The following is a 23,075-nucleotide window of genomic DNA, read 5'->3' as shown; positions in this document are numbered from 1 at the left end:
ATAATATGGCACAATTCATTCGATAAAATCGAACGATTGACGCTATGACACTGGAACAACTGCGTATTTTCCTCGAAGTGGCCGAGCGGGAGCACCTGACCCGCGCATCGGAAGCACTGCATCTCACGCCATCGGCCGTGAGTTCGGCTATTCGCACGCTCGAAGAGCGCTATGGCGCAATGCTCTTCAATCGTATTGGCCGGCGCATCGAGCTGACCGGTGATGGTCGCATGTTTCTCGATGAAGCGCGGGCAACACTGGCCCGAGCACAGTCGGCGGAGCGTATGCTTTCCGAGCTTGGTGGCGGCAAACGCGGCATCCTCGCAATCCACGCCAGCCAGACCATCGCGAGCTACTGGCTGCCGCCCTATCTGGCACAATTTCATGCAACGCACCCGATGATCGACCTGCGTCTCACGCTTGGAAACACCGAGAGCGTAACCGAAGCTACACAGGAAGGATTAGCGGATATTGGTCTTGTGGAAGGCGCTGTGCAGGCGCCTACCCTCTCACTACGCAAAGTTGCCAATGACCAGTTGATTGTCGTCACGCGGCCTGATCACGTGTGGCATCATGCAGGGCAGCTCACATGGGATTCACTGTTCCGCGGTCAATGGATATTGCGTGAACATGGTTCAGGCACCCGCAGTGTGTTTGAAGATGCAATGCGCGTTGCAGGCTACAACCCCGCGCGTCTTAATATTGCGCTGGAGCTTCCCTCCAACGAGGCCATCTGTTCTGCCGTTCTCTCAGGCAACTACGTCACGGCTATTTCGGAACTGGTGGCGGCGCCCCATCTTGCAGCGGGCACGCTTGTCAAAGCCGATTTCGTGCTGCCGCAACGACAGTTTCTGATGCTTTCGCACAATGATCGCTATCAGACCAAGGCTCTCAAGTCTTTCGCCGACATGCTGATGAGAGAACCGGACATGTCGCGCACAGAACACCTCCCCGGCCGATAAGCACTGTAGGCTCGGCGGACGGGTATATCCCCGCACATCTCGACCTAATATGCGGATCGAGATTGGTCCGCACTGTCGATCTGGAGGAGGTAGACATGAGCAGGAATAGAGGCGTTGTGTATATGCGTCCGGGTAAAGTTGAAGTTCATGACATTGATGATCCAGTGCTGAGTGCTCCCGATGGGCGCAAGCTGGACCACGCTGTCATCCTGAAAGTTATCACAACCAATATTTGCGGCTCCGACCAGCACATGGTGCGCGGTCGTACCACTGCAATGCCCGGTCTTGTGCTCGGCCATGAAATCACTGGCGAAGTGATTGAAAAAGGCAGCGATGTGGAAATGCTCGAAGTGGGCGACATCGTTTCGGTGCCCTTTAACGTTGCCTGCGGGCGCTGCCGCTGCTGCAAGTCGCAGGACACCGGCGTCTGTCTGACCGTCAATCCATCGCGCGCTGGCGGAGCATATGGCTATGTCGATATGGGTGGCTGGATCGGCGGGCAGGCACGTTATGTCATGGTGCCTTATGCCGACTTCAATCTGCTGAAATTCCCGGATCGTGAACAGGCCATCGAGAAAATTCGCGACCTGACCATGCTGTCGGATATTCTGCCCACCGGCTTTCATGGGGCAGTGAAGGCGGGCGTCGGCGTGGGCTCCATCGTCTATGTAGCCGGTGCTGGACCCGTCGGACTGGCTGCTGCCGCATCAGCCCGTATTTTGGGTGCAGCCGTCGTCATGGTCGGCGATTTCAACAAAGAGCGACTGGAACATGCCCGCAAGATTGGTTTCGAGCCGATTGACCTTTCGGCAAGCGACCGTCTTGGTGATATGATTGCCGAAGTGACCGGCAGCAATGAAGTGGATAGCGCCATTGACGCTGTTGGCTTTGAAGCGCGCGGCCATAGCGGTGGCGAGCAACCAGCTATTGTTCTCAACCAGATGATGGAAATCACCCGCCCGGCAGGCTCCATTGGCATTCCGGGTCTTTACGTGACCGAAGATCCCGGTGCTGTCGACAATGCTGCCAAGCAGGGAAGTCTGTCGCTGCGCTTTGGTCTTGGTTGGGCAAAGGCCCAATCTTTCCACACAGGTCAGACGCCGGTGGTCAAATATAACCGTCAGCTCATGCAGGCCATTCTGCATGGACGCCTGAATATTGCTGACATCGTCAATGCTCAAGTGATTTCACTGGAAGATGCACCACAGGGCTATGAAAGCTTTGATCAGGGCGTGGCGAAGAAATTCGTGCTCGACCCGCATGGTATGCTGACAAAGGCTGCTTAAAAGCATTGCGCCGGAGCGATTATCTCACTCCGGCGCAGATTTTAACGAATGGACTTTACCAGCTCAGGCTGGGTAAAGCAGGTTGGTGCCATGCCATTCTTGGACTGCCAAAGACCAATCGAGCGGCGGGTTTTGAAGCCCGGCAGACCATCGGCCTTACCAACATCGTAACCCTGCGCCTGCATACGCTTCTGCATCGCCAGAATATCGGAGCGATACATGGTGCCGACATTGCCCCATTGGGTCTGAAAGTCACCCGCTCCATAGGCAATACGGTCGCCAACATGGCCGATGAAGAGCGCATAGAGATCGCTCATATTATAATCTTTGATGACGTAGAAATTCGGCGTCACGATAAAGGCCGGGCCATAGCGACCAGCGGGCATGAGCAGAAAGCCCTCGCCCCGCATTTCATTGGCCGGAAACGCCTTGCCATTGGAGCGGGTGATACCGAGCTTTGCCCATTCGGCAAACGTCTTGCCCTGATCAGGCCCTTCCAGCGCGCAGGAAATGCTCTGAGGCACATTGACCTCATAGCCCCAGTCGCGCCCTGCCTGCCAGCCATGGATTTTGAGATAATTGGCAATCGATGCCAGCGTATCCGGCACCGAGTTCCAGATATCGCGCTTGCCATCTCCGTCGAAATCAACGGCATGTTTGAGATAGGAGGTTGGCATGAATTGCGGCTGGCCCAATGCGCCTGCCCATGAGCTTTTCATCGAACTATTGGCAATGTAACCGCGTGAGGTGATCGTAAGTGCTGCGATCAGCTCCTTGCGGAACATATCCTTGCGCGTTGCCATGAAGGCCTTGGTGCCGAGCACTTCAAACGCATTGTATGGAATCTTGACCGTGCCAAAGCCGGATTCACGACCCCAGATGGCCACAATGATGCGGCCCGGCACGCCATATTGCTGTTCGATCTTTTTAAGCAAACTTGCATTCTGGCCAAGCCGAGCCTTGCCGCCGCCGGTGACGGAACCAAGCGTCTTTGCATTGAAGTATTTACCGGGAGCACCGAATTCAGCCTGCTTCTGCTCTTTGGGCGTCGTTGGCTTTTCGCCTGGAATCACCAGATCAGGCAGTTTCCAGTTGATGGTAACGCCTGCAAAAGCCTGCTCGAAAATGGCACGTGAAACGCCGGCGGCTTTGGCTTCCGGCCAGAGGTCTTTTTCGATCCAGTTACGATACTGGCTTTCGACCTGTGCTTTGGAAGGGGCTGCTATTGCTGGAGAAATGGCAAAAGCCGTGAACAGACCGAGAGCGATTTTGAAGCTTCGTTTCCATCTGCCAGCCTTCATGCCAGTCTCCAAATTATTGAATGTTTATAGCGCTGTTCGCGCCCTTAGAGCCGCCGCAAGCGTGCCTTCGTCAAGATAATCAAGCTCACCACCGACAGGCACGCCGTGTGCCAATCGCGTGACACGCACGTCGAAATCGGTCAGCTGATCAGTGATGTAATGGGCGGTTGTCTGCCCTTCCACCGTCGCGTTGACAGCAAGAATCACTTCCTTGATTTCACCTGATGCAACGCGCTCAACCAGCCCTTTGATGTTGAGATCATCGGGACCAATGCCATCGAGCGGCGATAGCCGACCGCCCAGCACGTGATAGCGGACATTCATGGTGCCTGCGCGTTCGAGCGCCCAAAGATCGGACACATCTTCTACGACGATCAGCATGGACGGATCGCGACGATCATCGGTGCAGATCGTGCAAGGATCCGAGGTGTCGACATTGCCGCAGCACGAGCAAATGCGCACCTTTTCAGCCGCTTCCTGCATGGCACCGCCAAGCGGCACCAGAAGCGCCTCTTTCTTCTTGATCAGATGCAGCGCCGCACGACGCGCAGAACGCGGCCCCAGTCCCGGCACTCGCGCCAGAAGCTGGATCAGACGTTCAATTTCAGGACCGGCGATACGTTTGGACATACTGCTTTAGAAAGTTGGGCTGCTTTGGAAAATTGACGAGTAAAAGATAAGCTGAGTGGGGGAGCTTCGTCGCTCCCCTCATCGCTTTAAAACGGCAGCTTGAAGCCCGGAGGGATTGGCAGACCAGCGGTCAGCGACTGGGTCTTTTCAGCCATCTCAGCTTCGAGCTTTGCCTTGGCATCGTTGTGGGCTGCGATGATCAGGTCTTCGAGGATTTCCACGTCCTCTTCCTTGGCAAGCGACGGATCGATCTTCAGAGCAGACAGCGTGCCCTTGCCCGAAAGCGTGATCGTGACCAGACCGCCGCCCGAAGACGCGGTTGCTTCAAGATTGGCGATCTCGTCCTGCATGGCCTTCATCTTGGCCTGCAGTTCCTTTGCCTGTTTCATCATGCCCATCATGTCACGCATGGGTTCACTCCATCGTCTGTCAAAATTCAGTCGTCTTCAGAAGGCGTGCCAGGCACGTCTTCAACCGTATCGAGGTCTATATCGTCATCGTCGCCCTGTTCTGCAACGGCAATGCGGACGTCAGTTATCTTTGCGCCCGGAAAAGCAGCCAGAATAGCGGCGACATCAGGGTCGGCGCGCGCGTCGGTCACAAGGTTGTCGCGACGCTCGGTTTCTGCCTCGGCGACTGTCTGCCCTGAAACATCGCGTGCAACTGTGACAACCCAGCGAATGCCAGTCCAGTTAAGAAGGCGCTGCGAGATATCGCTCGGCAATGATTTCGGTGCATCGTCGGTCAAGCCGATTTCAAGCCGTCCGGGGGCGATGGATGACAATCGAACGCAGTTCTTGACCAGAATCTTGAACTGCATGTCGCGGAACTTATCCGCCAGTCCCACAATGTCGTTGAGGCTGTTGATCGGAACCGAAGACTGTGGCGTGTTATCGACAAACTGCTGCGGAGCAGGCAGCTCAACCGATTGCGGCTGCGTCTCGACCAGACGCATGGCTGTCGCAGGGCCACCCGATGCAGGCATCATGGAAGAGGCGATTGCATCCGTACTTGCTCGTGCCTCAGGCTGAGAGCCGTTATTCGGCCTTGCGCCACTCGGAGATTGCGGACGCGGTGCAGAAACCGAACCGTTTTCCAGCCCTTTCAACGCTTCATCAAGCGTTGGCAGGTCGGCTGCATGTGCCAGACGGATCAGCAACATTTCTGCCGCCTGCACAGGCCGCGTTGCCGTATCCACTTCCGCAATGCCCTTGAGCAGCATCTGCCAGGTCCGCGAAAGCACGCGCACTGAGAGTTTTTGCGAAAAATCGCGACCGCGAACGCGCTCGTCTTCCGAAAGCGACACATCTTCTGCCACGTCCGGCGTAAACCGCAGACGCGTCACCAGATGGTTGAAGTCTGCAAGATCAGTCAGTACGACCGACGGATCGGCCCCCACATCATATTGCGCGCGAAACTCGGTCAAAGCACCGGCCACATCGCCACGCATCAGCATTTCAAACAGATCGATAATGCGGGCGCGATCAGCAAGACCGAGCATTGAGCGCACAGCTTCTGCCGACACATGGCCTGCGCCATGGGCAATGGCCTGATCGAAAATGGAAAGCGAATCACGCGCAGAGCCCTCGCCCGCACGCGCAATCATCGCAAGCGATGTGTCATCGACTTCAATCTGTTCGGCTTCCGCAATCCGACGGAGATGAGCGGCCAAGGTGCCTGATTCGATTCGGCGCAGATCAAAACGCTGACAGCGCGACAGAACCGTAATCGGCACCTTACGGATTTCGGTGGTTGCGAAGATGAATTTGACGTGCGGCGGCGGCTCTTCGAGCGTCTTCAGCAGACCGTTGAAGGCCTGATTGGACAGCATGTGCACTTCGTCGATGATATAGACTTTGTAGCGTGCCGAAACGGGACGATAGCGCACCTGCTCGATGATCTCGCGAATATCGTCGATACCTGTATGCGACGCCGCATCCATTTCGATCACATCGACATGGCGGCCTTCCATGATCGCCTGACAATGTTCACCCATAACAGAGAGGTCAATCGTCGGCTGATCGATAGAATCAGTCTTGTAATTAAGCGCGCGCGCCAGAATACGTGCAGTCGTGGTCTTGCCCACGCCGCGCACGCCGGTCAGCATCCAGGCCTGCGCGATGCGGCCCGTCTCGAACGCATTTTTCAGCGTGCGGACCATCGGCTCCTGACCGATCAGATCATTGAAATTCTGGGGACGGTATTTGCGGGCCAGAACGCGATAGGCGCCATCGGCGGCCAAGTCTGTGGATTTTGTGTCCATTGCGACCCTTCCGTTCCCTGTTCGCTTTTTTCCGACCCTAAAACTCTAAACAGTTTGGACCGGAGACGAAAGTGTCTTCGACAGTGGTTTACTGCCAATCAACAGCCGATGCATGGATCAATAGCTTAGAGCGTCCTTGTCTAGCGCTCAAGAAGGCGCACGGCGCTCTAACGTTGTGAAAGACCATCAATCGTGAAAGAAAAAGTGGGAGGCTGGCACGGCGACCCGTGCCTGGCTCGTTAGGGCTGCTTCCTTCCGGACCTGACCCGGTTGGCGAGTGGCTCGTCCACCACCAACCTCCCACGCTGCATATCGTCAATTACGAAGCAAAAAGCAAGGCGGACACCACGCAAAAAGCGAGCGTAGAGAAGAAAAAAATGATAATAATTCTAATATGGAACAGTTTGAACTCGATAAGCGGCTCGATGCCGATACTTTTTCAGTCGCCAAGCTCGGCTTGTGCGAGCTGCGATTGATGGATGACCAGCGCTGGCCCTGGCTGATCCTCGTGCCGCGCCGTGCGAAACTTGCCGAAATTCACGATATGACGCCACTCGATCAGACAATGCTGACTTTTGAAGCCGCGATCGTTTCGCAAGCACTCAAGAAGGCAACCGACTGCAACAAGATCAATACCGGCGCTTTGGGCAACATTGTCCGCCAACTCCACATCCATGTTATCGCACGCAATGAAGGCGATGCTGGCTGGCCCGGCCCCGTCTGGGGTCATGGCACCCGCAAAACTTATCATGATGCCGATGCATATTCGCTGATCGAAAAGATCCGCGCAGCGCTCTGATATCCCTCCAGCTTGCCCTCCACAAAGAAAACCATTCCAGAGAAAATCATGGCTTTTCGCCTTTACGACCTGCCGGAAATTGAACCGAGCCGTCTCGTCGGCTTTGCTGGCAACCGCATCGACCGTCTTTCTGAAAAGCGACAGGATGATTCGGCCTTCACCGCGCTGGAACTACCAGAAACACGGGTGATGATTCTGGGCAGCAACAGGCTGTTGCTCGATTACACAAAAGAGAGCGCTCCGCGCGCACTCTTTACACTGAAAGAGGCTCAAGCTTTTTCGTCTGATCTGCATGAACCGGTACTGCTGGGGTTACAGGACGGTGCACCACTGGTGGCACTCATGGCTCCGCTTGATCCGGACCAGCTTGAGGCTCCCTATAAGGCACAGGACTATCGCAGCATCTATATGGAAGGGCTTGTGCCCGCTGATATCGTCGGTGCGCTGGCGCAGGCTGCTGCTTTAACAGCATGGCATAGCAATCACCGTTTTTGCGGACGTTGCGGCACAAAAAGCGAAATGCGTGCCGGTGGTGCCAAGCGTGTCTGCCCGAATTGTGGAGCCGAGCATTTCCCGCGAACCGATCCGGTCGCGATCATGCTGCCCATTCGTGGTGAAAAATGCATTCTGGCACGCAGTGCCCACTTCGCCGCCGGATCTTATTCCTGCCTTGCAGGCTTTATCGAGCATGGCGAGACAATTGAAGCCGCGGTGCGTCGTGAAAGCTTTGAAGAAATGGGCTTGTCGATCGGCCGCGTTGGCTATCACGCGAGCCAGCCATGGCCATTTCCTTATTCGCTGATGATCGGTTGCCATGCCGAAGTATTGTCAGACGATTTCACAATCGACCGCTCGGAGCTTGAGGACGGTCGCTGGTTCGAGAAAGCTGAAGTGCGCGCCATGCTTGCTGGCACACATGAAAATGGGCTGCGCGTCCCGGCAACCGGAGCCATCGCAACCCATCTGATCAGAGCCTGGGCAGAAGATTAGAGCGCATCCCGAAAAGGGTGAAACGATTTTCGGAAAAGATGCGCGTTAAAACAAATGATTAGAGCGCCGATCTGATTCAATTAGAGCATTTCCAGCAAAAGTGCGAAGCGGTTTTGCGTCGGATAATGCGAAAAAACAAAGAGATAGAGCATTTCCAATGATTCAAGAAAAACAGGAAATGCTCTAGATCGAAACGCGCTCTAATTATTCCGCTGCCAACAGCTGTGTACCGCGCGTATCGCTGCCCTTATAGACGCCGAGAATGCGCACTTCCTTGGTGAAGAATTCAAGCTCTTCCAGAGCAAGCTGCACATTACGGTCTTCTGGATGGCCCTCGATATCAGCATAGAATTGTGTCGCGATAAACCGGCCCCCCAGCTGATAACTTTCGAGCTTTGTCATGTTGACGCCATTGGTCGCAAAGCCACCCATTGCCTTGTAAAGTGCGGCGGGCACGTTGCGTACACGGAAAACGAAAGTGGTAATAATCCGCTCGTCTTTTTCCGGGCGCGGCTCCCATTTCTTCGTCTTCGAGAGCACGACAAAGCGGGTCACATTGTCTTCCGCGTCCTCGACATTCTCTTCCAGAATATCGAGACCATAAAGTTCGGCTGCAAGGCTTGGCGCAAGCGCTGCCATTGAGCGATCTTTCATGTCAGCCACAAGGCGGGCAGCACCTGCCGTATCGCCAGCAATCACCGGCTTCCAGCCATTCTGCCTGATAACCTTGCGGCACTGGCCCAGCGCATGGATATGGCTGTGAACCGTCTTGATCTCTTCGCGTTTGACGCCGGGAAGCACCATGAGCTGGAAGTGGATCGGCAAGAAATATTCGCCAACGATATGCATATCAGCGAGCGGCAGCAGATAGTGAATATCTGCAACACGACCCGCAAGCGTGTTCTCGATGGGAATCATCGCAAGATCGGCAGCACCGCTTTCGACCGCATTAAATGCATCTTCAAAAGTCGGGCACGGCAAAGGCTCCATATCGGGAAACATGTTGCGGCAAGCCGTATCAGAATTGGCACCCGCTTCACCCTGAAAGGAAATCCGGTTGGTCTTCATCGTGTTCGTACTTTCTCAAATGCTCCGTAACAATCAGAGCGTGTTTATCATAAACCCTTTGCGATAATTTCGCGTGCCCGGTCAAGATCAGCCTGCGTATCAACGCCCAGCGGGACTGTTCTGACGATCTCTGCGTCGATGCGCATTCCGTCTTCAAGCGCACGCAGCTGTTCCAGCTTTTCGCGCTTTTCAAGCGGAGACGGCCCGATCTTCACAAAACGCTCTAACGCCGCGCGGCGATATGCATAAAGGCCAATATGATGATAGAGCGGACCATCGCCGTAGGGTGCTGTGGCGCGCGTAAAATAAAGTGCACGCAGGCGGTTGTTATCCGCAAGCGGGGAACCGACAATCTTCACCACACTCGGATTGGTCTTTTCCGATTCTTCCTCGATTTCGACGCCGAGCGTCGCAATGTCGGCAGGCCCATTCTCGAGCGGCAGAAGTGCGCGGCGGATGATATCCGGATCAATCGTCGGCAGATCCCCCTGCACATTGATGATCGCCTCGACTTCACCCTGGGGATCGACTTTCTGAAGCGCCTCATAAATGCGATCAGACCCCGATTCATGATCGCCACGCGTCATGATGACCTCATGACCATGCGCCCGAACAGCTGCAAAAATCTCGTCACTATCGGTCGCAACCACAGTGCGTCCAAGAGATGCTGCCGCCGCACGATCTGCTACATGCACGATCATCGGCTTGCCGCAAATATCGGCCAATGGCTTGTTCGGCAGGCGTGTGGAAGCCATTCGTGCCGGTATAAGTGTCAGTGTTTTCAAAGTCTGAAGCATGATTGCCTCTTGGTGTTTGATTTGGCCGTAAAAGGTCAGATGGGGCTTCCTGGCGACCTTTAGCTGCACAGCAAATGCAGCAAAAGTGTCAAAAAGTCACGGGGCTAGCCCCCCTTATAGGTGTTGCACCCCCCCTGTAAAAGACCTAGTTTCCGCCCAATGCCGGGGAGAGACTTGCCAGCCTTTTAACACAGGTTTTGCATGCCGGCTTTGGAGGGCGTTGAGTAGAGGGAGCGCTGACCGGCGATGAATTCAACCCGGACTAATAAGTTTATCATGGCTTTTCTGGCAACGGTTTTTGTTGTCATGACAACGGGCATTCTGTCCGATACGCTGTTTCATGCGCCAGCCCCTGAAAAGCCAGGTTTCGTAATTGAAGCGGCAGAGGCTGCAACTGGTGGTGAAGCTGCACCAGCCAAGGAAGAAGTGTCGATTGCCACATTGCTGCAATCCGCTGATCCGGCACGCGGCGCAACCGTCTTCAAGCGTTGTGCAGCATGCCATACGGGTGAAAAGGGTGGCGCCAACAAGGTTGGACCACATCTGTGGGATGTGCTGGACCGTCCGGCTGCCTCTGTTGAAGGCTTTGGCTATTCGGCTGCAATGAAGGAATTTGGCGCGGGCGGCAACAAGTGGGATTATGAACATCTCAACAAGTTCCTCACCTCACCAAAGGGCTTCATCAAGGGCACGGCCATGGGCTTTGCCGGCGACAAGAAGGACAATGAGCGTGCCGATCTGATCGCTTATCTGCGTACATTGTCGGACAATCCAGCGCCACTTCCAACCGCCGATGCGGCACCAGCTGCGGGCGGCGAAGCCAAACCAGAAGGTGCAGCACCTGCAGGCGAAGCTGAAAAGCCTGCGGAACAAGCTCCAGCCGGTGAACAGAAGCCTGCCGAACCGGCCCCTGCGGGCAATGGCGAAGCTCCGGCACAGCCGGCACCAGCCAACTAAGGCCGATTGTAATATCGAAAAAAAGCCGGGTTTTGACCCGGCTTTTTTATTGCGAGTATGTTTTTTCAACTTGCGCCTTTCTTCCTCCGCAAAAACCCATAAGAATCAATCCAACACTATCCGAAGCAGAAACGGAGATGCTGGATGAGAGGTTTTTGGGCGGGAGCATTTGCAGTCACCATGCTGGCAAGCACGGTATCGTTTAGTTACGCAACAGATGCCGAGCCGCAATGGAGACATGCCTCAAGCCTCATAGGCGAGCCCAAATATCCGGCTGATTTCAAGCATTACGACTATGTGAACCCTGATGCACCCAAAGGCGGCGCCCTCAATCAGGTTGCCGTCGGCACGTTCGACAGTCTCAATCCATTCGTGGTTCAAGGTGTTGCCGCAGCGGGCCTCGCCGATTTCGGTGGCGGAATGCTCTACGATACATTGATGACCGATGCACTCGATCAGGGCTCTACGCAGTATCCGCTGATCGCGGAGGCTTTGCAGTATCCCGACGACTTTTCATGGGTGAAGTTCAAGCTCAATCCCGATGCCAAGTGGCATGATGGGGAGCCGATTACCGTTGAAGATGTGATCTGGTCATTTGATATTCTCAAGAAGCAGTCACCGCTATATAACAAATATTATGGCGACGTGGAGAAAGCCGAGAAGACCGGCGACCATGAGGTGAAGTTTACCTTCTCTCAGACAGGCAACCGCGAACTGCCGCAGATCGTGGGACAGCTCGCAATCCTGCCCAAGCATTGGTGGGAAGGCAAGGACGCGCAAGGCAAGCAGCGTGACATCAGCCGTCCCACGCTGGAGATTCCACTCGGATCGGCCGCCTACAAGATCAAGAGCATGGTTCCGGGTCGCTCTATCGTATGGGGACGTGTTGCCGATTACTGGGGCAAGGACCTCGGGGTCAATGTCGGGCGCAACAACTTCGATGAAGTGCGCTACGAATATTATTTAAGCGAAGATGCAACATGGGAAGCCTTCAAGAAAGGTGGTCAGTATGACTACCGGCAGGAAAACCGCATTCAGCGCTGGATGGAACAGTATAATTTCCCAGCGGTGCAGCGCGGCGATGTCGTCAAGGAGTCTTTTCCGTTCAACGCCGTTGGCCGAATGCAGGGCTATTACCTCAACACCCGCAGGGACAAGTTCAAAGACCCGAAAGTGCGGCAGGCACTGACTTATGCTTTCGACTTTGAATCCATGAACCGCCTGCTGTTCTTTAATCAGTACGTCCGGATCAACAGCTATTTCGCTGGCAATGAGCTGCAGCTGAGCGGACCACCGACGCCGGAAGAAAAAGCAATTCTTGAAACCGTGAAGGATTCGCTTCCGCCGGAAGCGCTGACGGAAGAATTCAAGCTGCCGGTTTATGACACACCACAGGCAACACGCGATAATCTGCGCAAGGCACTGCAGCTTTTTAGCGAAGCAGGCTGGAAACTGCAGGGCAACAAACTTGTTAATGCCAATGGCCAGCAGTTCACAATCGAATTTCTGAATGACGGTGGCGCCTTCGAGCGCGTGCACAATCTCTATATCCAGAACCTGAAGAAAATCGGCATTGATGCGCAGATCCGCACTGTTGATGCAGCACAATATCAGGCCCGAGTGAATGATTTCGATTATGATGTTGTATCGTCCCTGACCCCACAGACAGCCTCTCCCGGCAATGAGCAACGGGATATGTGGGGTTCGAAAGCAGCTGACTTCAAAGGAAGCCGCAATTATGCGGGTATCAAGAATCCGGCCATCGACAAGCTGATCGACCGCGTCATTTATGCCAAGGATCGTGAAGAGCTGGTGGCTGCGAGCCACGCGCTCGACCGTGCATTGCTTTGGAACTACTACGTCATTCCGCAATGGTATTCAGACCATATCAACGTCGCCTATTGGAACAAATTCGGCATGCCGGAACAGCAACCCGATTATCTCGGGATTGATCCATTTTCGTGGTGGATCGATCCCGCGAAGGAAGCCAAGCTTAAAAACAGCTCCAACTAGAGCGGCCTCAATCAAGATTGAATAGTTGAAACCGCTCTATCTATTTGTTTTTACGCATTATCCTACGCAAAACCGCTTCGCACTTTTGCTGAAAATGCTTTAAGGACGTCTTCCGATGCCGGGCTTTCATCTCAACCGCCGCCATTTTCTCGGACTTTCAGGCAGCGCCGCTCTCGCGGCCTGCCTTCCGGGAAAAGCCTTTGCAACGCTTCCCACAGACAAGCCCCTGCATGGTCTATCTGCCTTCGGTGAACTGAAATATCCGCCCGATTTCACCCATTTCGACTACGTGAACCCGGATGCGCCCAAAGGTGGCACCTTCACGCTGGCCCCATCCACCTGGGTGTGGAATCAGAACACAGAGACTTTCAATACGCTCAACACGCTGGCCTTCAAGGGTGATGCACCGCCGCGCATGGAGCTGACATTCGACACCCTGATGGTGTCAGCTCTTGATGAGCCTGACGCTGTTTATGGTCTAATTGCCGAAAGTGTGACCCTGTCCAAGGACCGTCAGACCTGCCTCTTCAAGCTGCGTAAGGAAGCCCGTTTTCACGATGGTTCGCCAATTGAGGCGAAGGATGTCGTGTTCACTTACGAGACGCTTAAGGAAAAGGGCCATCCGCAAATAAAGCAGACACTTGCAGCACTCGAAGCCGTGAAAGAAACCAGCAAAAGCGAAGTGCAGATGCATTTCGCCGCTGAGCGTGGCCCCAATGCCATTCTCGACGCGGTTACACTGCCAATCCTGTCAAAAGACTGGTTCAGGGAGCGAAACTTTGACGCGGCAAGCCTGGAACCGATCCTTGGATCTGGTGCCTATCGCGTCGGTAAAATTTCTGCCGGGCAAGCGATTGAATATGACCGTGTTGATGATTATTGGGCCAGGGATTTACCGGTGCAGCGCGGTTCCAGCAACTTCGACCGCATCCGCATTGAGTTCTACCGTGATCGACAGCCAGAATTCGAAGCTTTCAAAAAGGGCAACATCGATTTTCGATCCGAGAGCGTGGCAAAGAACTGGGCCACAGCTTATGATTTCCCTGCGGTTCAGCAGAACAAGATCATCAAGCGCACGTTTCCGAGGGAAAAGCGCCCGCTCATGCAGGCCTGGGCGATCAACCAGCGCCGTGAGCGCTTCCGCGATCCGCGCGTGCGCGAAGCGATCAATCTCTGCTTCGACTTCGAGTGGACCAACGCAAATCTGTTCTATGACACCTATCAGCGGTCGCAATCCAACTTCAACGGCTCGGACTTTCAGGCCGTGGGTATGCCGACGACCGACGAGCTGAAGGTCCTTGAACGATATCGGGGCAAAATTCCCGAAGCGGCTTTTGGTGAAGTCCCTGTCATGCCTGTTTCGGATGGTACAGGCCGTGATCGCAAGCAGTTTTCGCGGGCTATCGAACTGATGGAAGCCGCCGGTTTTGAGCGTAGCAAAGGCCAGTTTCACAGCAAGAACGGTGAAAAGTTCACGCTCGAAATTCTGAGCAATTCCGAATCTTTCAATCGTGTCTACAATCCTCTTGTTCAGAAAATGCGCGCCATCGGCATTGATGCCAGTGTGCGGTTGGTGGACCCGAGCCAATATCAGGTCCGCATTCAGGATTTCGATTATGACATGGTTGGAATGGCGATCCAGTTCGGTGCAACGCCGACAAAGGAGTCGCTTACAAGCATGTTCGGTTCAGAATCAGCCAAAACACCCGGCAGCTATAATCTCCCCGGCACATCTGACCCTATTATCGACGCATTGATTGAGGACGTGGGCAAGGTTTCCACGCGAGACGAGTTGGTGGCAACGATCAGGGTGCTTGATCGGTACTTGCGTATCAGGCTTGAGTGGATTCCAAATTGGACGGTAGCGAATCACCTGGTAGCTTATTGGGATCGTTTTGGTTTCAAGGAGCCAAAGCCCGATTATGGCTTTCCGGTCGAGACGCTTTGGTGGATTAAAGCGTGATCCCGAAAAGTGGGAACCGGTTTTCGGATCAGATCATGCTCATGAGAAGCGTCATAATCTCGAAGAACAGGAAGGCAAAAGCTGTTGGCAGGCCATAAGAGCATATTGAACATCCGGAGCATTGAGAGCTGATGGGCGCCTATATTTTACGCCGCCTTCTCCTGATGATCCCGACTATCCTGGGCATTATGGCCATATCTTTTGCCGTCGTTCAGTTTGCCCCCGGCGGGCCGGTTGAACGGGTGATCGCGCAGCTTTCCGGTCAGGGGGGCGATGCGCTGGACCGTCTTTCCGGTGGTGGTGGCGACTTCGGCCAGAGTGGCATGGATAGCGGCTCCGTCAATTCCAAATATCGCGGTGCACAGGGTCTCGATCCGCAATTCATCGCTGATCTTGAGAAACAGTTTGGCTTCGACAAGCCGCCACTGGAACGCTTCGGCCTGATGCTATGGAATTATATGCGCTTTGATTTCGGGCACAGCTATTTCCGCGATATCAGCGTGATCGATCTCATCAAGGAAAAGATGCCGGTGTCGATTTCGCTCGGTCTGTGGCTCACCTTCCTGTCCTATCTGATTTCGATTCCGCTTGGCATTCGCAAGGCGATCAAGGAAGGAACGCGTTTCGATACCTGGACCAGCGCAATCATCATCGTTGGTTATGCCATTCCGAGCTTCCTGTTCGCGATCCTGCTGATTGTGCTTTTTGCGGGTGGTTCGTTCTTCGACTGGTTCCCGCTTCGCGGCCTGACCTCACCTGATTTCGCGCAGATGTCGTTCTGGGGAAAGATCGGCGATTATCTCTGGCACATGGTGCTACCCGTTACGGCTTTGGTGCTTTCGGCCTTCGCCACCACCACGCTTCTGACCAAGAACTCGTTTCTGGAAGAAATCCGCAAGCAATATGTCACGACGGCGCGCGCCAAAGGTCTCACTGAAAATCAGGTTCTCTACGGCCATGTGTTCCGCAATGCGATGCTCATTGTGATTGCCGGTTTTCCGGGCGCTTTCATCTCAGCCTTCTTTACCAGCTCTCTGCTGATCGAAACCATCTTCTCGCTCGATGGGCTGGGCCTGCTTGGCTATCAATCGATTATCAATCGCGATTATCCGGTTGTGTTTGCCAATCTGTTCATCTTCTCGCTGATCGGTCTTCTCGTCAGCCTTCTATCTGATCTCATGTACACATGGGTCGATCCGCGTATCGATTTTGACCGGAGGGATGTGTGATGACAGATGCCACCCTCACCCCGGTCGCCCCAGTTGCCCCAGTTACAAAGCCTGTGAAGCGCCCATTCCTTTCACCGCTCAACCGCCGCCGTTGGCAGAATTTCAAAGCCAATAAGCGCGGTTACTGGTCACTGTGGATCTTTCTGTTTCTGCTTGCTGCAGCGCTCTGCTCCGAGTTCATCGCCAATGACCGCCCCATTCTCGTTTCCTATAAGGGCGAGTTGCTGACGCCGGTTTTTGTCGATTATCCGGAAGAGAAATTTGGCGGCTTTTATGCTGTGACCGATTATCGCGATCCCGTCATTCAGGACGAGATCAACAAGAATGGCTGGGCCATCTGGCCGCCGGTCCGCTATTCCTACAACACCGTCAACAATGACATTCCGGAAGCAGCTCCCTCAAAGCCGTTCTGGCTTTACACCGAAGAGCAGCGCTGTCAGCGTTATCCGCAAGGCGTGAATGATCCCAATTGCATTGTCGGCAATTTCAACTGGCTCGGCACCGATGATCAGGCACGCGATGTCTTTGCGCGCGCGCTTTACGGCTTCCGCATTTCGGTGCTGTTCGGCCTGATCCTGACATTCTTTTCTGCCGTCATCGGCGTGACGGCGGGGGCCGTGCAGGGCTATTTCGGCGGCTGGGTCGATCTCATCTTCCAGCGCGTCATCGAAATCTGGTCTTCGATCCCCGTGCTTTATTTGCTGCTGATTATCGCAGCGATATTACCGCCCGGGTTCTGGGTGTTGCTCGGCATCATGTTGCTGTTTTCATGGGTCGCTTTCGTTGGCGTTGTGCGTGCGGAATTCCTGCGCGCCAGAAACTTCGAATATGTGAATGCGGCGCGTGCGCTCGGCGTGAAGAACGGTACGATCATGTGGCGGCATCTTCTGCCCAACGCCATGGTCGCGACACTGACCTTCCTGCCTTTCATCCTGAACGGCTCCATCACCACACTCACCTCGCTTGATTTCCTTGGTTTTGGTCTGCCTCCGGGCTCTGCCTCGCTCGGCGAACTCCTCGCGCAGGGCAAGAACAACCTTCAGGCACCATGGCTCGGTATTACCGGCTTTGTGGTGATCTCGCTGATGCTGTCGCTGCTGATCTTCATCGGTGAAGCAACACGCGATGCATTCGATCCACGAAAGGCGTTTCAATGAGTGGGTCAATGAATAAACCGTTGCTTTCCGTCCGCGATCTGTCCGTCGCATTCCGCCAGAACGGAGAAGAGCGGATTTCCGTCGACCGCGTTTCCTTCGATATCGCGGAAGGGGAAACCATGGCGCTTGTCGGTGAATCCGGGTCAGGCAAGTCCGTTTCCGCGCTGTCTATTCTGAAGCTCCTGCCCTATCCGGCAGCAAGTCATCCATCCGGCGAAATTCTTTTCAACGGCAAGGATTTGATGACGGCGTCAGAGCCTGAATTGCGACGTGTGCGCGGCAATGATGTCACCATGATTTTTCAGGAGCCGATGACCTCGCTCAATCCGCTGCATTCGGTGGAACGGCAGATCAGCGAAATCCTGAAAATGCATCAGGGCATGAGCGATCAGGCGGCACGTGCACGCACGCTCGAGCTTTTGCACGAGGTTGGTATTCGTGAACCGGAAAAGCGCCTTGCCGCCTTCCCGCATCAGCTTTCAGGTGGTCAGCGCCAGCGCGTGATGATCGCCATGGCGCTTGCCAACAAGCCAAAGCTGCTCATCGCCGATGAGCCGACAACCGCGCTCGATGTGACGGTTCAGGCGCAGATATTGCAGCTCCTCGCGGAACTGAAGCAAGCCCAGGGCATGTCGATGCTCTTCATCACCCATGATCTCGGTATCGTGCGCAAGATCGCCGATCGGGTTTGCGTGATGAGCAAGGGGAAGATTGTCGAAACAGGTCCGACCAAAGAAATCTTCGACAATCCGCAGCACGAATACACAAAGCACCTCCTTGCGGCAGAACCCAAGGGCGAGCCACCGCTGGCTGATCTCAGCGCCAAGAAGGTGATGGAAGGCAAGGACGTCCGCGTCTGGTTCCCGATCAAGAAGGGCTTCCTGCGCAAGACCGTCGATCATGTGAAGGCCGTGGACGGCATCAATGTGACCTTACGTGCCGGTCAGACGCTCGGCGTTGTGGGAGAATCAGGTTCCGGCAAGACAACACTTGGTCTCGCTCTCTCACGCATGATCTCGTCGCAGGGCGAAATCCGCTTCGATGGACGCGATATTGCGAAATTCAGCTTCAAGGACATGCGCCCGCTGCGTCGCGAAATGCAGATCGTATTTCAGGACCCGTTCGGCTCACTGAGCCCACGCATGACCATTGCCGACATAATCGCCGAAGGGCTTCTGGTGCACGAATCGAAACTGTCGGCCGACGCACGTGATGAGCGTGTTGTGGCAGCACTTAAAGAAGTAAACCTCGATCCGGAAAGCCGTTTCCGCTATCCGCACGAATTTTCGGGTGGTCAGCGCCAGCGTATAGCGATTGCGCGCGCCATGGTGCTCAACCCGAAATTCGTCATGCTGGACGAGCCGACTTCGGCGCTCGACATGAGTGTTCAGGCACAGGTGGTCGATCTTTTGCGCACATTGCAGAAAAAGCATGATCTCGCTTATCTTTTCATAAGCCATGACTTGAAAGTGGTGCGGGCGCTGGCCAATGATGTGCTGGTGATGCGCAATGGCAAGGCGGTCGAATATGGAACGTCAAAGGAAGTCTTTGCCAATCCAAAAACCGACTATACCAAAGCGCTGATGGCGGCGGCGTTCCATATGGAAGCCACCGAGGGAAGAGGAATCAGGCAATGACAGATAATAAAAAGGGAAACATCCTTCTAGCCATAACCAACTGGGACCCAGCGATCTGGTTGGATAGCTTCAAGGCGCATGCCCCTGAGCGCAATGTTGTGACTGAACGCAGTGAGACCGATCCAAGCATCGAATATGCGCTCGTCTGGAAACAGAAGCCCGGCTCGCTGACCAATCTTCCAAATCTCAAAGTGATCTTCTCACTTGGTGCTGGTGTGGATCATGTCTTTCATGATCCGCACATTCCGGACGTGCCGCTCGTACGCGTCATTTCCGATGATCTCACCATGCGCATGACCGAATATGTAGTCTGGCAGGTGCTTGATCATCATCGTCTTGGCGCAAACTACCGCAAGCAGCAAAAGAACCGCGTCTGGCACGAAGACCCCCGCCAACCAGCGGCCCATGAAGTGACCGTCGGCATCATGGGGCTGGGCGTTCTCGGCCGCGATGCAGCAGCCAAGCTCAAGACGCTCGGCTTCAATGTTACCGGTTGGAGCCGCAGACCGCAGGAAATCGAGGGTGTTCAGACCTTCAACGGCAAAGAAGGTTTCTCGCGGTTCCTCAAAACGGCTGATATTTTCGTCTGCCTTCTGCCTTTGACGCCCGACACCAAGGGCATTCTATCCATGACCATGTTTGCGCAATTGAAAAGCGATGGGCCGCTTGGAGCACCTGTGCTGATCAATGCCGGTCGTGGTGGGTTGCAGAACGAAGCCGATATTCTGGCGGCACTTGATCGCGGTCTGCTTTCAGCTGTGACGCTCGACGTGTTCAATCAGGAACCGCTGCCAGCTGACAGCCCGCTCTGGACACATCCGAAGGTGACGATCACCCCGCATTCGGCTGCAAGCTCGTCAGCAATGGCCATTGTTCCACAGATCGTCCGTCAGATCGAAGCTTTCGAGCGCGACGGAACACTGGAAAACGTGGTGGATCGCACCACGCAATATTAGAGCGCCTCCCGAAAAGTGTGAAACGGTTTTCGGGCAAAGATGCGCGTTAAAACAAATATTTAGAGCGCCGATCTGATCCAATCAGATCGAAACGCGCTCTAAATCGTTAGAGAAATCTTTCCATCCTCGCCGACTGTCACCCGATGGCCGGCGAGTTTCTTTTGGGTCTCCCGGTCAAACTCGACCGCTATCGGCACATCGTGCCCCATCTCGCGCGCAACGATGAGGCCAAGAAGCAGAATGGCATCTGGCTCGTGCAGCACGATTGCCGCTGGAGCCAAACCAGCGTGGACAAGTTCCAGCAACACCGCTGCCGCAGAAGACGAACCGATGGTGCCCGGCAAACACAGGACATGGCCTGAAATGCTCTGCCCATGCTCCGGGTGACGAACATCGGCGATCCGACCCGTTTTAGGATCGACGCCACCCCAGAAACTGATGGGGGCTGAGAGAACCAGCGCTTGGGCTTGAGCGGCTTTTCCAGCAACAAGCACGGAGGATGTGAAAGCGGTTTCACTCATGCTGCCTGCCTCGCAAAGATTGGGCGACCTGCGACAGCACTTTCAACGCATTCTTCAAGCGACCCATAAAGCACGCCATAGCCGGTATTGCCGGGCGCATAATGGGCGAATTTTCCCGAATTCGTCATCAGAACGGCGTTATCCTTAGTCGGCAAAATAGGCGTAACCACAACACAAGTATCGGCGACAATCACGACGCCTACTTTTTCAAGCTGTTGCCTGCGCCCGTTCTTTTCAAGCTCTACAAGTGCATGGCGCCCCGTACATGCATAAAGCGGCACGGCAAGCTTGCGGCTGGCAATGGCACGTTCGAGACGGTCGAACTCTGCAATCGACAGATGTGGGCTGCCAATAGCAACCGCATCAATCGCATCCACATGATCGACCGTCGACAAGCGTTTGCGTGTGGCCTCGATCATCTCCTGCGTCACATGGATGATGCCTTCAGGCTTCTGATACTGAAGTGCTGTTTGAAGATCGGGCGCTTCCGGCGTCACACCGGCAACATGGAAAAGCCCGACTGAACCCACCGATGCAGCGGCAGCGCCAAAGGCTTTCAGCGCATCTTCATCCGGGTGCAAACCGGCTCCCGCCACCACACCGACATTTGTGCCCACGCTGCGGCCAAATAGATTGCCCAGGATCGGCCATGCAACTTCCGATTCAAGAAATGCGGGGTCGATTGCCGAAATATCGAAAACGACCGTTGCGCGACGGTTCTCGGTCCGGTGAAGACCGTAATCGGGTGCCCGTCCCGCAATAGCGCAGGCTATATCGAGGAAATCACCATAACGGTTGGTCCGTGCACCGAGCACAGAGTTACAAAAAACAACGGCATTGGATTCGCCCCAGGCAACATCGGTTCCTTTTTCCGGACGATGACCCGCCTGATAAGGCGCGCAAGTCCATGTCGGCTCACAGCCAAGCTTGATATAGGCGCGCATCATGCGCCTGGCCATTTCCGCCTCATGCTGTGGCAAGAGATTGTGCGAGCAGCCGGTGAGATCGATAGAGCCGACATTGAGCGTTGCGCGCACTTTGGCTTTCGCCCCGCCATCAACCAGCTTTTCGGCAAGCAGTGTACCGCTGTCCCCATGATAGAGCGCACCATCAATGTGTGCGGAAGCTATCGGGATAAGACGCGGCGCTCCCATTAAACGTGCTGTATCGGCCACAATACGCATGGCCATCGCAGCGCCTTCGCCCTCAGCGCCTGCTGCTATAGACTGCTCTTCATGGGTTAATGTCAGTGCCACGCGTGATCTCCTTGCGCATGGTGATCGATGTCGTGCGCGTAAAACCGGGATGAGCAGTTTCCGCCACCTTGCGATAGCCTAGCTTCTCAAAGACGGCATGGTTGCGCGTGAGCTCAATGCGCGTCTGCAGCTCCATCACAGGCTTACCACGCGCTACTGCCTGCTGCTCGGCCCTATCCACGAGTTTACGTCCAATCCCCTGACCTTCAAAGCCGGGCGCAACTGCAAGCTTGCCAAGATAGAAGTGATCGTCCTTTTCCTTGATGAACACACAGCCTGCCAATTCATCACCGATAAAGGCTGCAAAACCCGTTTCGTCTTTTGCCTTCTCTCGCAGATTATCAGCCGTCAGCTGCTGCGCGGAAGATGGCGGATCAATGACCCCATCCATATAGGCAAAACTCTCCTGAATGAGCCGGAGGAGCTCCTCCCAACGATCAAAATCCGAACTGATAGGAAGAACACGTAAGGCCGTCATTTGGGTTTGCGGGCCTTATAACGAATGGTTTCAAACCGAACGTTCAACGCATTGTAAAGCAGAAGCCGACCGACAAGCGGCTCGCCTATACCCGTCACGAGTTTGATCACTTCCATGGCCTGCAAACTGCCAATCACACCGGGCAAGACGCCAAGAACGCCAGCCTCCGCACAAGTCGGCACGGAGCCTGGTGGCGGCATGTCTGGAAACAGATCGCGATAAGATGGATTGGGATTGCCATCTGCACCATTGGCGTAAGGCATAAGTACCGTCACCGTGCCATCAAAGCGGCCCATCGCGCCCGTTACCAATGGACGCTGGGCAAGGGCTGCAGCATCGGCCAGCGCGTAGCGCGTGGTGAAATTGTCCGAGCCATCGACAACAACATCATAATCGCTGATGAGAGCTTGTGCGTTCTCGCCATTCAGCCGCAATGGATGGGTTTCGACCTTCACATGCGGATTGATGCGGGCAATAGAAGCCTTGGCGCTGTCGACCTTCGCTTGGCCGACACTTTCTGTGTCGTGGATCACCTGCCTTTGCAGGTTCGACAGCGAAACCGCATCGTCATCGACAAGGCCAAGCGTGCCAATACCGGCTGCAGCCAGATATTGCAGTACCGGCGCGCCAAGTCCACCGGCGCCCACGACAAGGACGCGGGCAGCTTTCAGCATCTGCTGACCGGGACCACCGATTTCCGGCAACACGATATGGCGCGCATAGCGCTCCAACTCTTCGGATGAAAAAGGCTTTGATGATGCGTTCATGATGCTTGAACATAGGCCCGTTAAAGCCGTCTGTCAGCGGATATT

Annotated in this window: 21 protein-coding genes and 1 other RNA gene; 11 read left to right on the top strand and 11 right to left on the bottom strand. The window is 54.9% G+C overall.

Annotation, left to right across the window (positions count from 1 at the left end; all coding sequences use genetic code 11):
- Nucleotides 1-44: 44 nt before the first annotated feature.
- The gene (locus CEV33_RS14875) at nt 45-962 is read left to right on the top strand and encodes a LysR family transcriptional regulator (protein ID WP_094541209.1); all 918 of its coding nucleotides are present in this window, start codon (nt 45-47) and stop codon (nt 960-962) included.
- A 95-nt stretch (nt 963-1,057) separates the two neighbouring features.
- Nucleotides 1,058-2,248, top strand: a complete 1,191-nt coding sequence (gene fdhA, locus CEV33_RS14870) for a formaldehyde dehydrogenase, glutathione-independent (protein WP_094541208.1) — start codon at nt 1,058-1,060, stop codon at nt 2,246-2,248.
- 41 nt (nt 2,249-2,289) lie between these two features.
- Here the strand turns inward: fdhA and CEV33_RS14865 are convergent, their stop codons facing one another.
- The 5 genes from CEV33_RS14865 to ffs form a co-directional block, all read right to left on the bottom strand.
- Nucleotides 2,290-3,549 (bottom strand): lytic murein transglycosylase, encoded by a 1,260-nt coding sequence (locus CEV33_RS14865; RefSeq protein WP_094541207.1) that lies wholly within the window; start codon nt 3,547-3,549, stop codon nt 2,290-2,292.
- 24 nt (nt 3,550-3,573) lie between these two features.
- Nucleotides 3,574-4,179, bottom strand: a complete 606-nt coding sequence (gene recR, locus CEV33_RS14860) for a recombination mediator RecR (protein WP_094541206.1) — start codon at nt 4,177-4,179, stop codon at nt 3,574-3,576.
- An 86-nt stretch (nt 4,180-4,265) separates the two neighbouring features.
- Entirely contained in the window at nt 4,266-4,589 is a 324-nt protein-coding gene (locus CEV33_RS14855; RefSeq protein WP_024898299.1) for a YbaB/EbfC family nucleoid-associated protein, read from the bottom strand.
- A gap of 26 nt (nt 4,590-4,615) precedes the next feature.
- Nucleotides 4,616-6,442 carry a DNA polymerase III subunit gamma/tau gene (locus tag CEV33_RS14850; protein ID WP_094541205.1) on the bottom strand — a complete coding sequence of 609 codons (1,827 nt, stop codon included), beginning with the start codon at nt 6,440-6,442 and terminating at the stop codon, nt 4,616-4,618.
- A gap of 204 nt (nt 6,443-6,646) precedes the next feature.
- Nucleotides 6,647-6,743, bottom strand: an RNA gene (ffs, locus tag CEV33_RS14845) — signal recognition particle sRNA small type.
- Nucleotides 6,744-6,836: 93 nt separating this feature from the next.
- Here ffs and CEV33_RS14840 point away from each other — a divergent pair.
- Complete coding sequence (locus tag CEV33_RS14840; RefSeq protein ID WP_094541204.1) at nt 6,837-7,241, top strand: HIT domain-containing protein; 405 nt, start codon at nt 6,837-6,839, stop codon at nt 7,239-7,241.
- A 48-nt stretch (nt 7,242-7,289) separates the two neighbouring features.
- Nucleotides 7,290-8,231, top strand: coding sequence for an NAD(+) diphosphatase (gene nudC, locus CEV33_RS14835; protein ID WP_094541203.1), 942 nt, complete (start codon nt 7,290-7,292; stop codon nt 8,229-8,231).
- Nucleotides 8,232-8,435: 204 nt separating this feature from the next.
- Here the strand turns inward: nudC and CEV33_RS14830 are convergent, their stop codons facing one another.
- Together CEV33_RS14830 and CEV33_RS14825 are read right to left on the bottom strand one after the other, a co-directional pair.
- The gene (locus CEV33_RS14830) at nt 8,436-9,299 is read right to left on the bottom strand and encodes a prephenate dehydratase (protein WP_024898303.1); all 864 of its coding nucleotides are present in this window, start codon (nt 9,297-9,299) and stop codon (nt 8,436-8,438) included.
- A 47-nt stretch (nt 9,300-9,346) separates the two neighbouring features.
- On the bottom strand, nt 9,347-10,096 hold the full coding sequence (locus CEV33_RS14825) for a 3-deoxy-manno-octulosonate cytidylyltransferase (RefSeq protein ID WP_094541202.1): 750 nt from the start codon (nt 10,094-10,096) through the stop codon (nt 9,347-9,349).
- Nucleotides 10,097-10,342: 246 nt separating this feature from the next.
- Between CEV33_RS14825 and CEV33_RS14820 the strand changes: the two genes are divergently transcribed.
- The 7 genes from CEV33_RS14820 (at nt 10,343) to CEV33_RS14790 (ending at nt 20,008) form a co-directional block, all read left to right on the top strand.
- Entirely contained in the window at nt 10,343-11,053 is a 711-nt protein-coding gene (locus CEV33_RS14820; RefSeq protein WP_094541201.1) for a c-type cytochrome, read from the top strand.
- A 144-nt stretch (nt 11,054-11,197) separates the two neighbouring features.
- Entirely contained in the window at nt 11,198-13,066 is a 1,869-nt protein-coding gene (locus CEV33_RS14815; protein WP_094541200.1) for an extracellular solute-binding protein, read from the top strand.
- Nucleotides 13,067-13,181: 115 nt separating this feature from the next.
- Nucleotides 13,182-15,029, top strand: coding sequence for an extracellular solute-binding protein (locus CEV33_RS14810; protein WP_094541199.1), 1,848 nt, complete (start codon nt 13,182-13,184; stop codon nt 15,027-15,029).
- 131 nt (nt 15,030-15,160) lie between these two features.
- Nucleotides 15,161-16,258 (top strand): microcin C ABC transporter permease YejB, encoded by a 1,098-nt coding sequence (locus CEV33_RS14805; protein WP_094541198.1) that lies wholly within the window; start codon nt 15,161-15,163, stop codon nt 16,256-16,258.
- On the top strand, nt 16,258-17,415 hold the full coding sequence (locus CEV33_RS14800; RefSeq protein WP_094541197.1) for an ABC transporter permease: 1,158 nt from the start codon (nt 16,258-16,260) through the stop codon (nt 17,413-17,415). The genes CEV33_RS14805 and CEV33_RS14800 overlap by 1 nt, the downstream gene beginning before the upstream one ends.
- Nucleotides 17,416-17,423: 8 nt before the next feature.
- Nucleotides 17,424-19,052, top strand: a complete 1,629-nt coding sequence (locus CEV33_RS14795; RefSeq protein ID WP_094541196.1) for an ABC transporter ATP-binding protein — start codon at nt 17,424-17,426, stop codon at nt 19,050-19,052.
- The gene (locus tag CEV33_RS14790) at nt 19,049-20,008 is read left to right on the top strand and encodes a 2-hydroxyacid dehydrogenase (RefSeq protein ID WP_094541195.1); all 960 of its coding nucleotides are present in this window, start codon (nt 19,049-19,051) and stop codon (nt 20,006-20,008) included. The genes CEV33_RS14795 and CEV33_RS14790 overlap by 4 nt, the downstream gene beginning before the upstream one ends.
- A gap of 98 nt (nt 20,009-20,106) precedes the next feature.
- On the opposite strand, the gene CEV33_RS14785 is transcribed toward CEV33_RS14790, so the two are convergent.
- Genes CEV33_RS14785 through CEV33_RS14770 form a run of 4 tightly spaced genes read right to left on the bottom strand, consistent with a single transcriptional unit; the run spans nt 20,107 to nt 23,030 of the window.
- Nucleotides 20,107-20,529: an aconitase X swivel domain-containing protein gene (locus CEV33_RS14785; protein WP_094541194.1), complete on the bottom strand. Its 423-nt coding sequence runs from the start codon at nt 20,527-20,529 to the stop codon at nt 20,107-20,109.
- On the bottom strand, nt 20,526-21,785 hold the full coding sequence (locus CEV33_RS14780; protein ID WP_208620204.1) for an aconitase X: 1,260 nt from the start codon (nt 21,783-21,785) through the stop codon (nt 20,526-20,528). Before CEV33_RS14780 ends, CEV33_RS14785 begins: the two co-directional genes overlap by 4 nt.
- Nucleotides 21,763-22,263 carry a GNAT family N-acetyltransferase gene (locus CEV33_RS14775; protein WP_094541193.1) on the bottom strand — a complete coding sequence of 167 codons (501 nt, stop codon included), beginning with the start codon at nt 22,261-22,263 and terminating at the stop codon, nt 21,763-21,765. The genes CEV33_RS14780 and CEV33_RS14775 overlap by 23 nt, the downstream gene beginning before the upstream one ends.
- Nucleotides 22,260-23,030 (bottom strand): molybdopterin-synthase adenylyltransferase MoeB, encoded by a 771-nt coding sequence (locus CEV33_RS14770; protein WP_094541192.1) that lies wholly within the window; start codon nt 23,028-23,030, stop codon nt 22,260-22,262. Before CEV33_RS14770 ends, CEV33_RS14775 begins: the two co-directional genes overlap by 4 nt.
- Nucleotides 23,031-23,075 lie beyond the last annotated feature (45 nt).

It is taken from the genome of Brucella grignonensis (assembly GCF_002252505.1).
In the GTDB taxonomy this organism is placed as follows: domain Bacteria; phylum Pseudomonadota; class Alphaproteobacteria; order Rhizobiales; family Rhizobiaceae; genus Brucella; species Brucella grignonensis.
The sequence above is the reverse complement of the archived record's forward strand: the minus strand, read 5'-3'. Positions and strand labels throughout refer to the sequence as shown.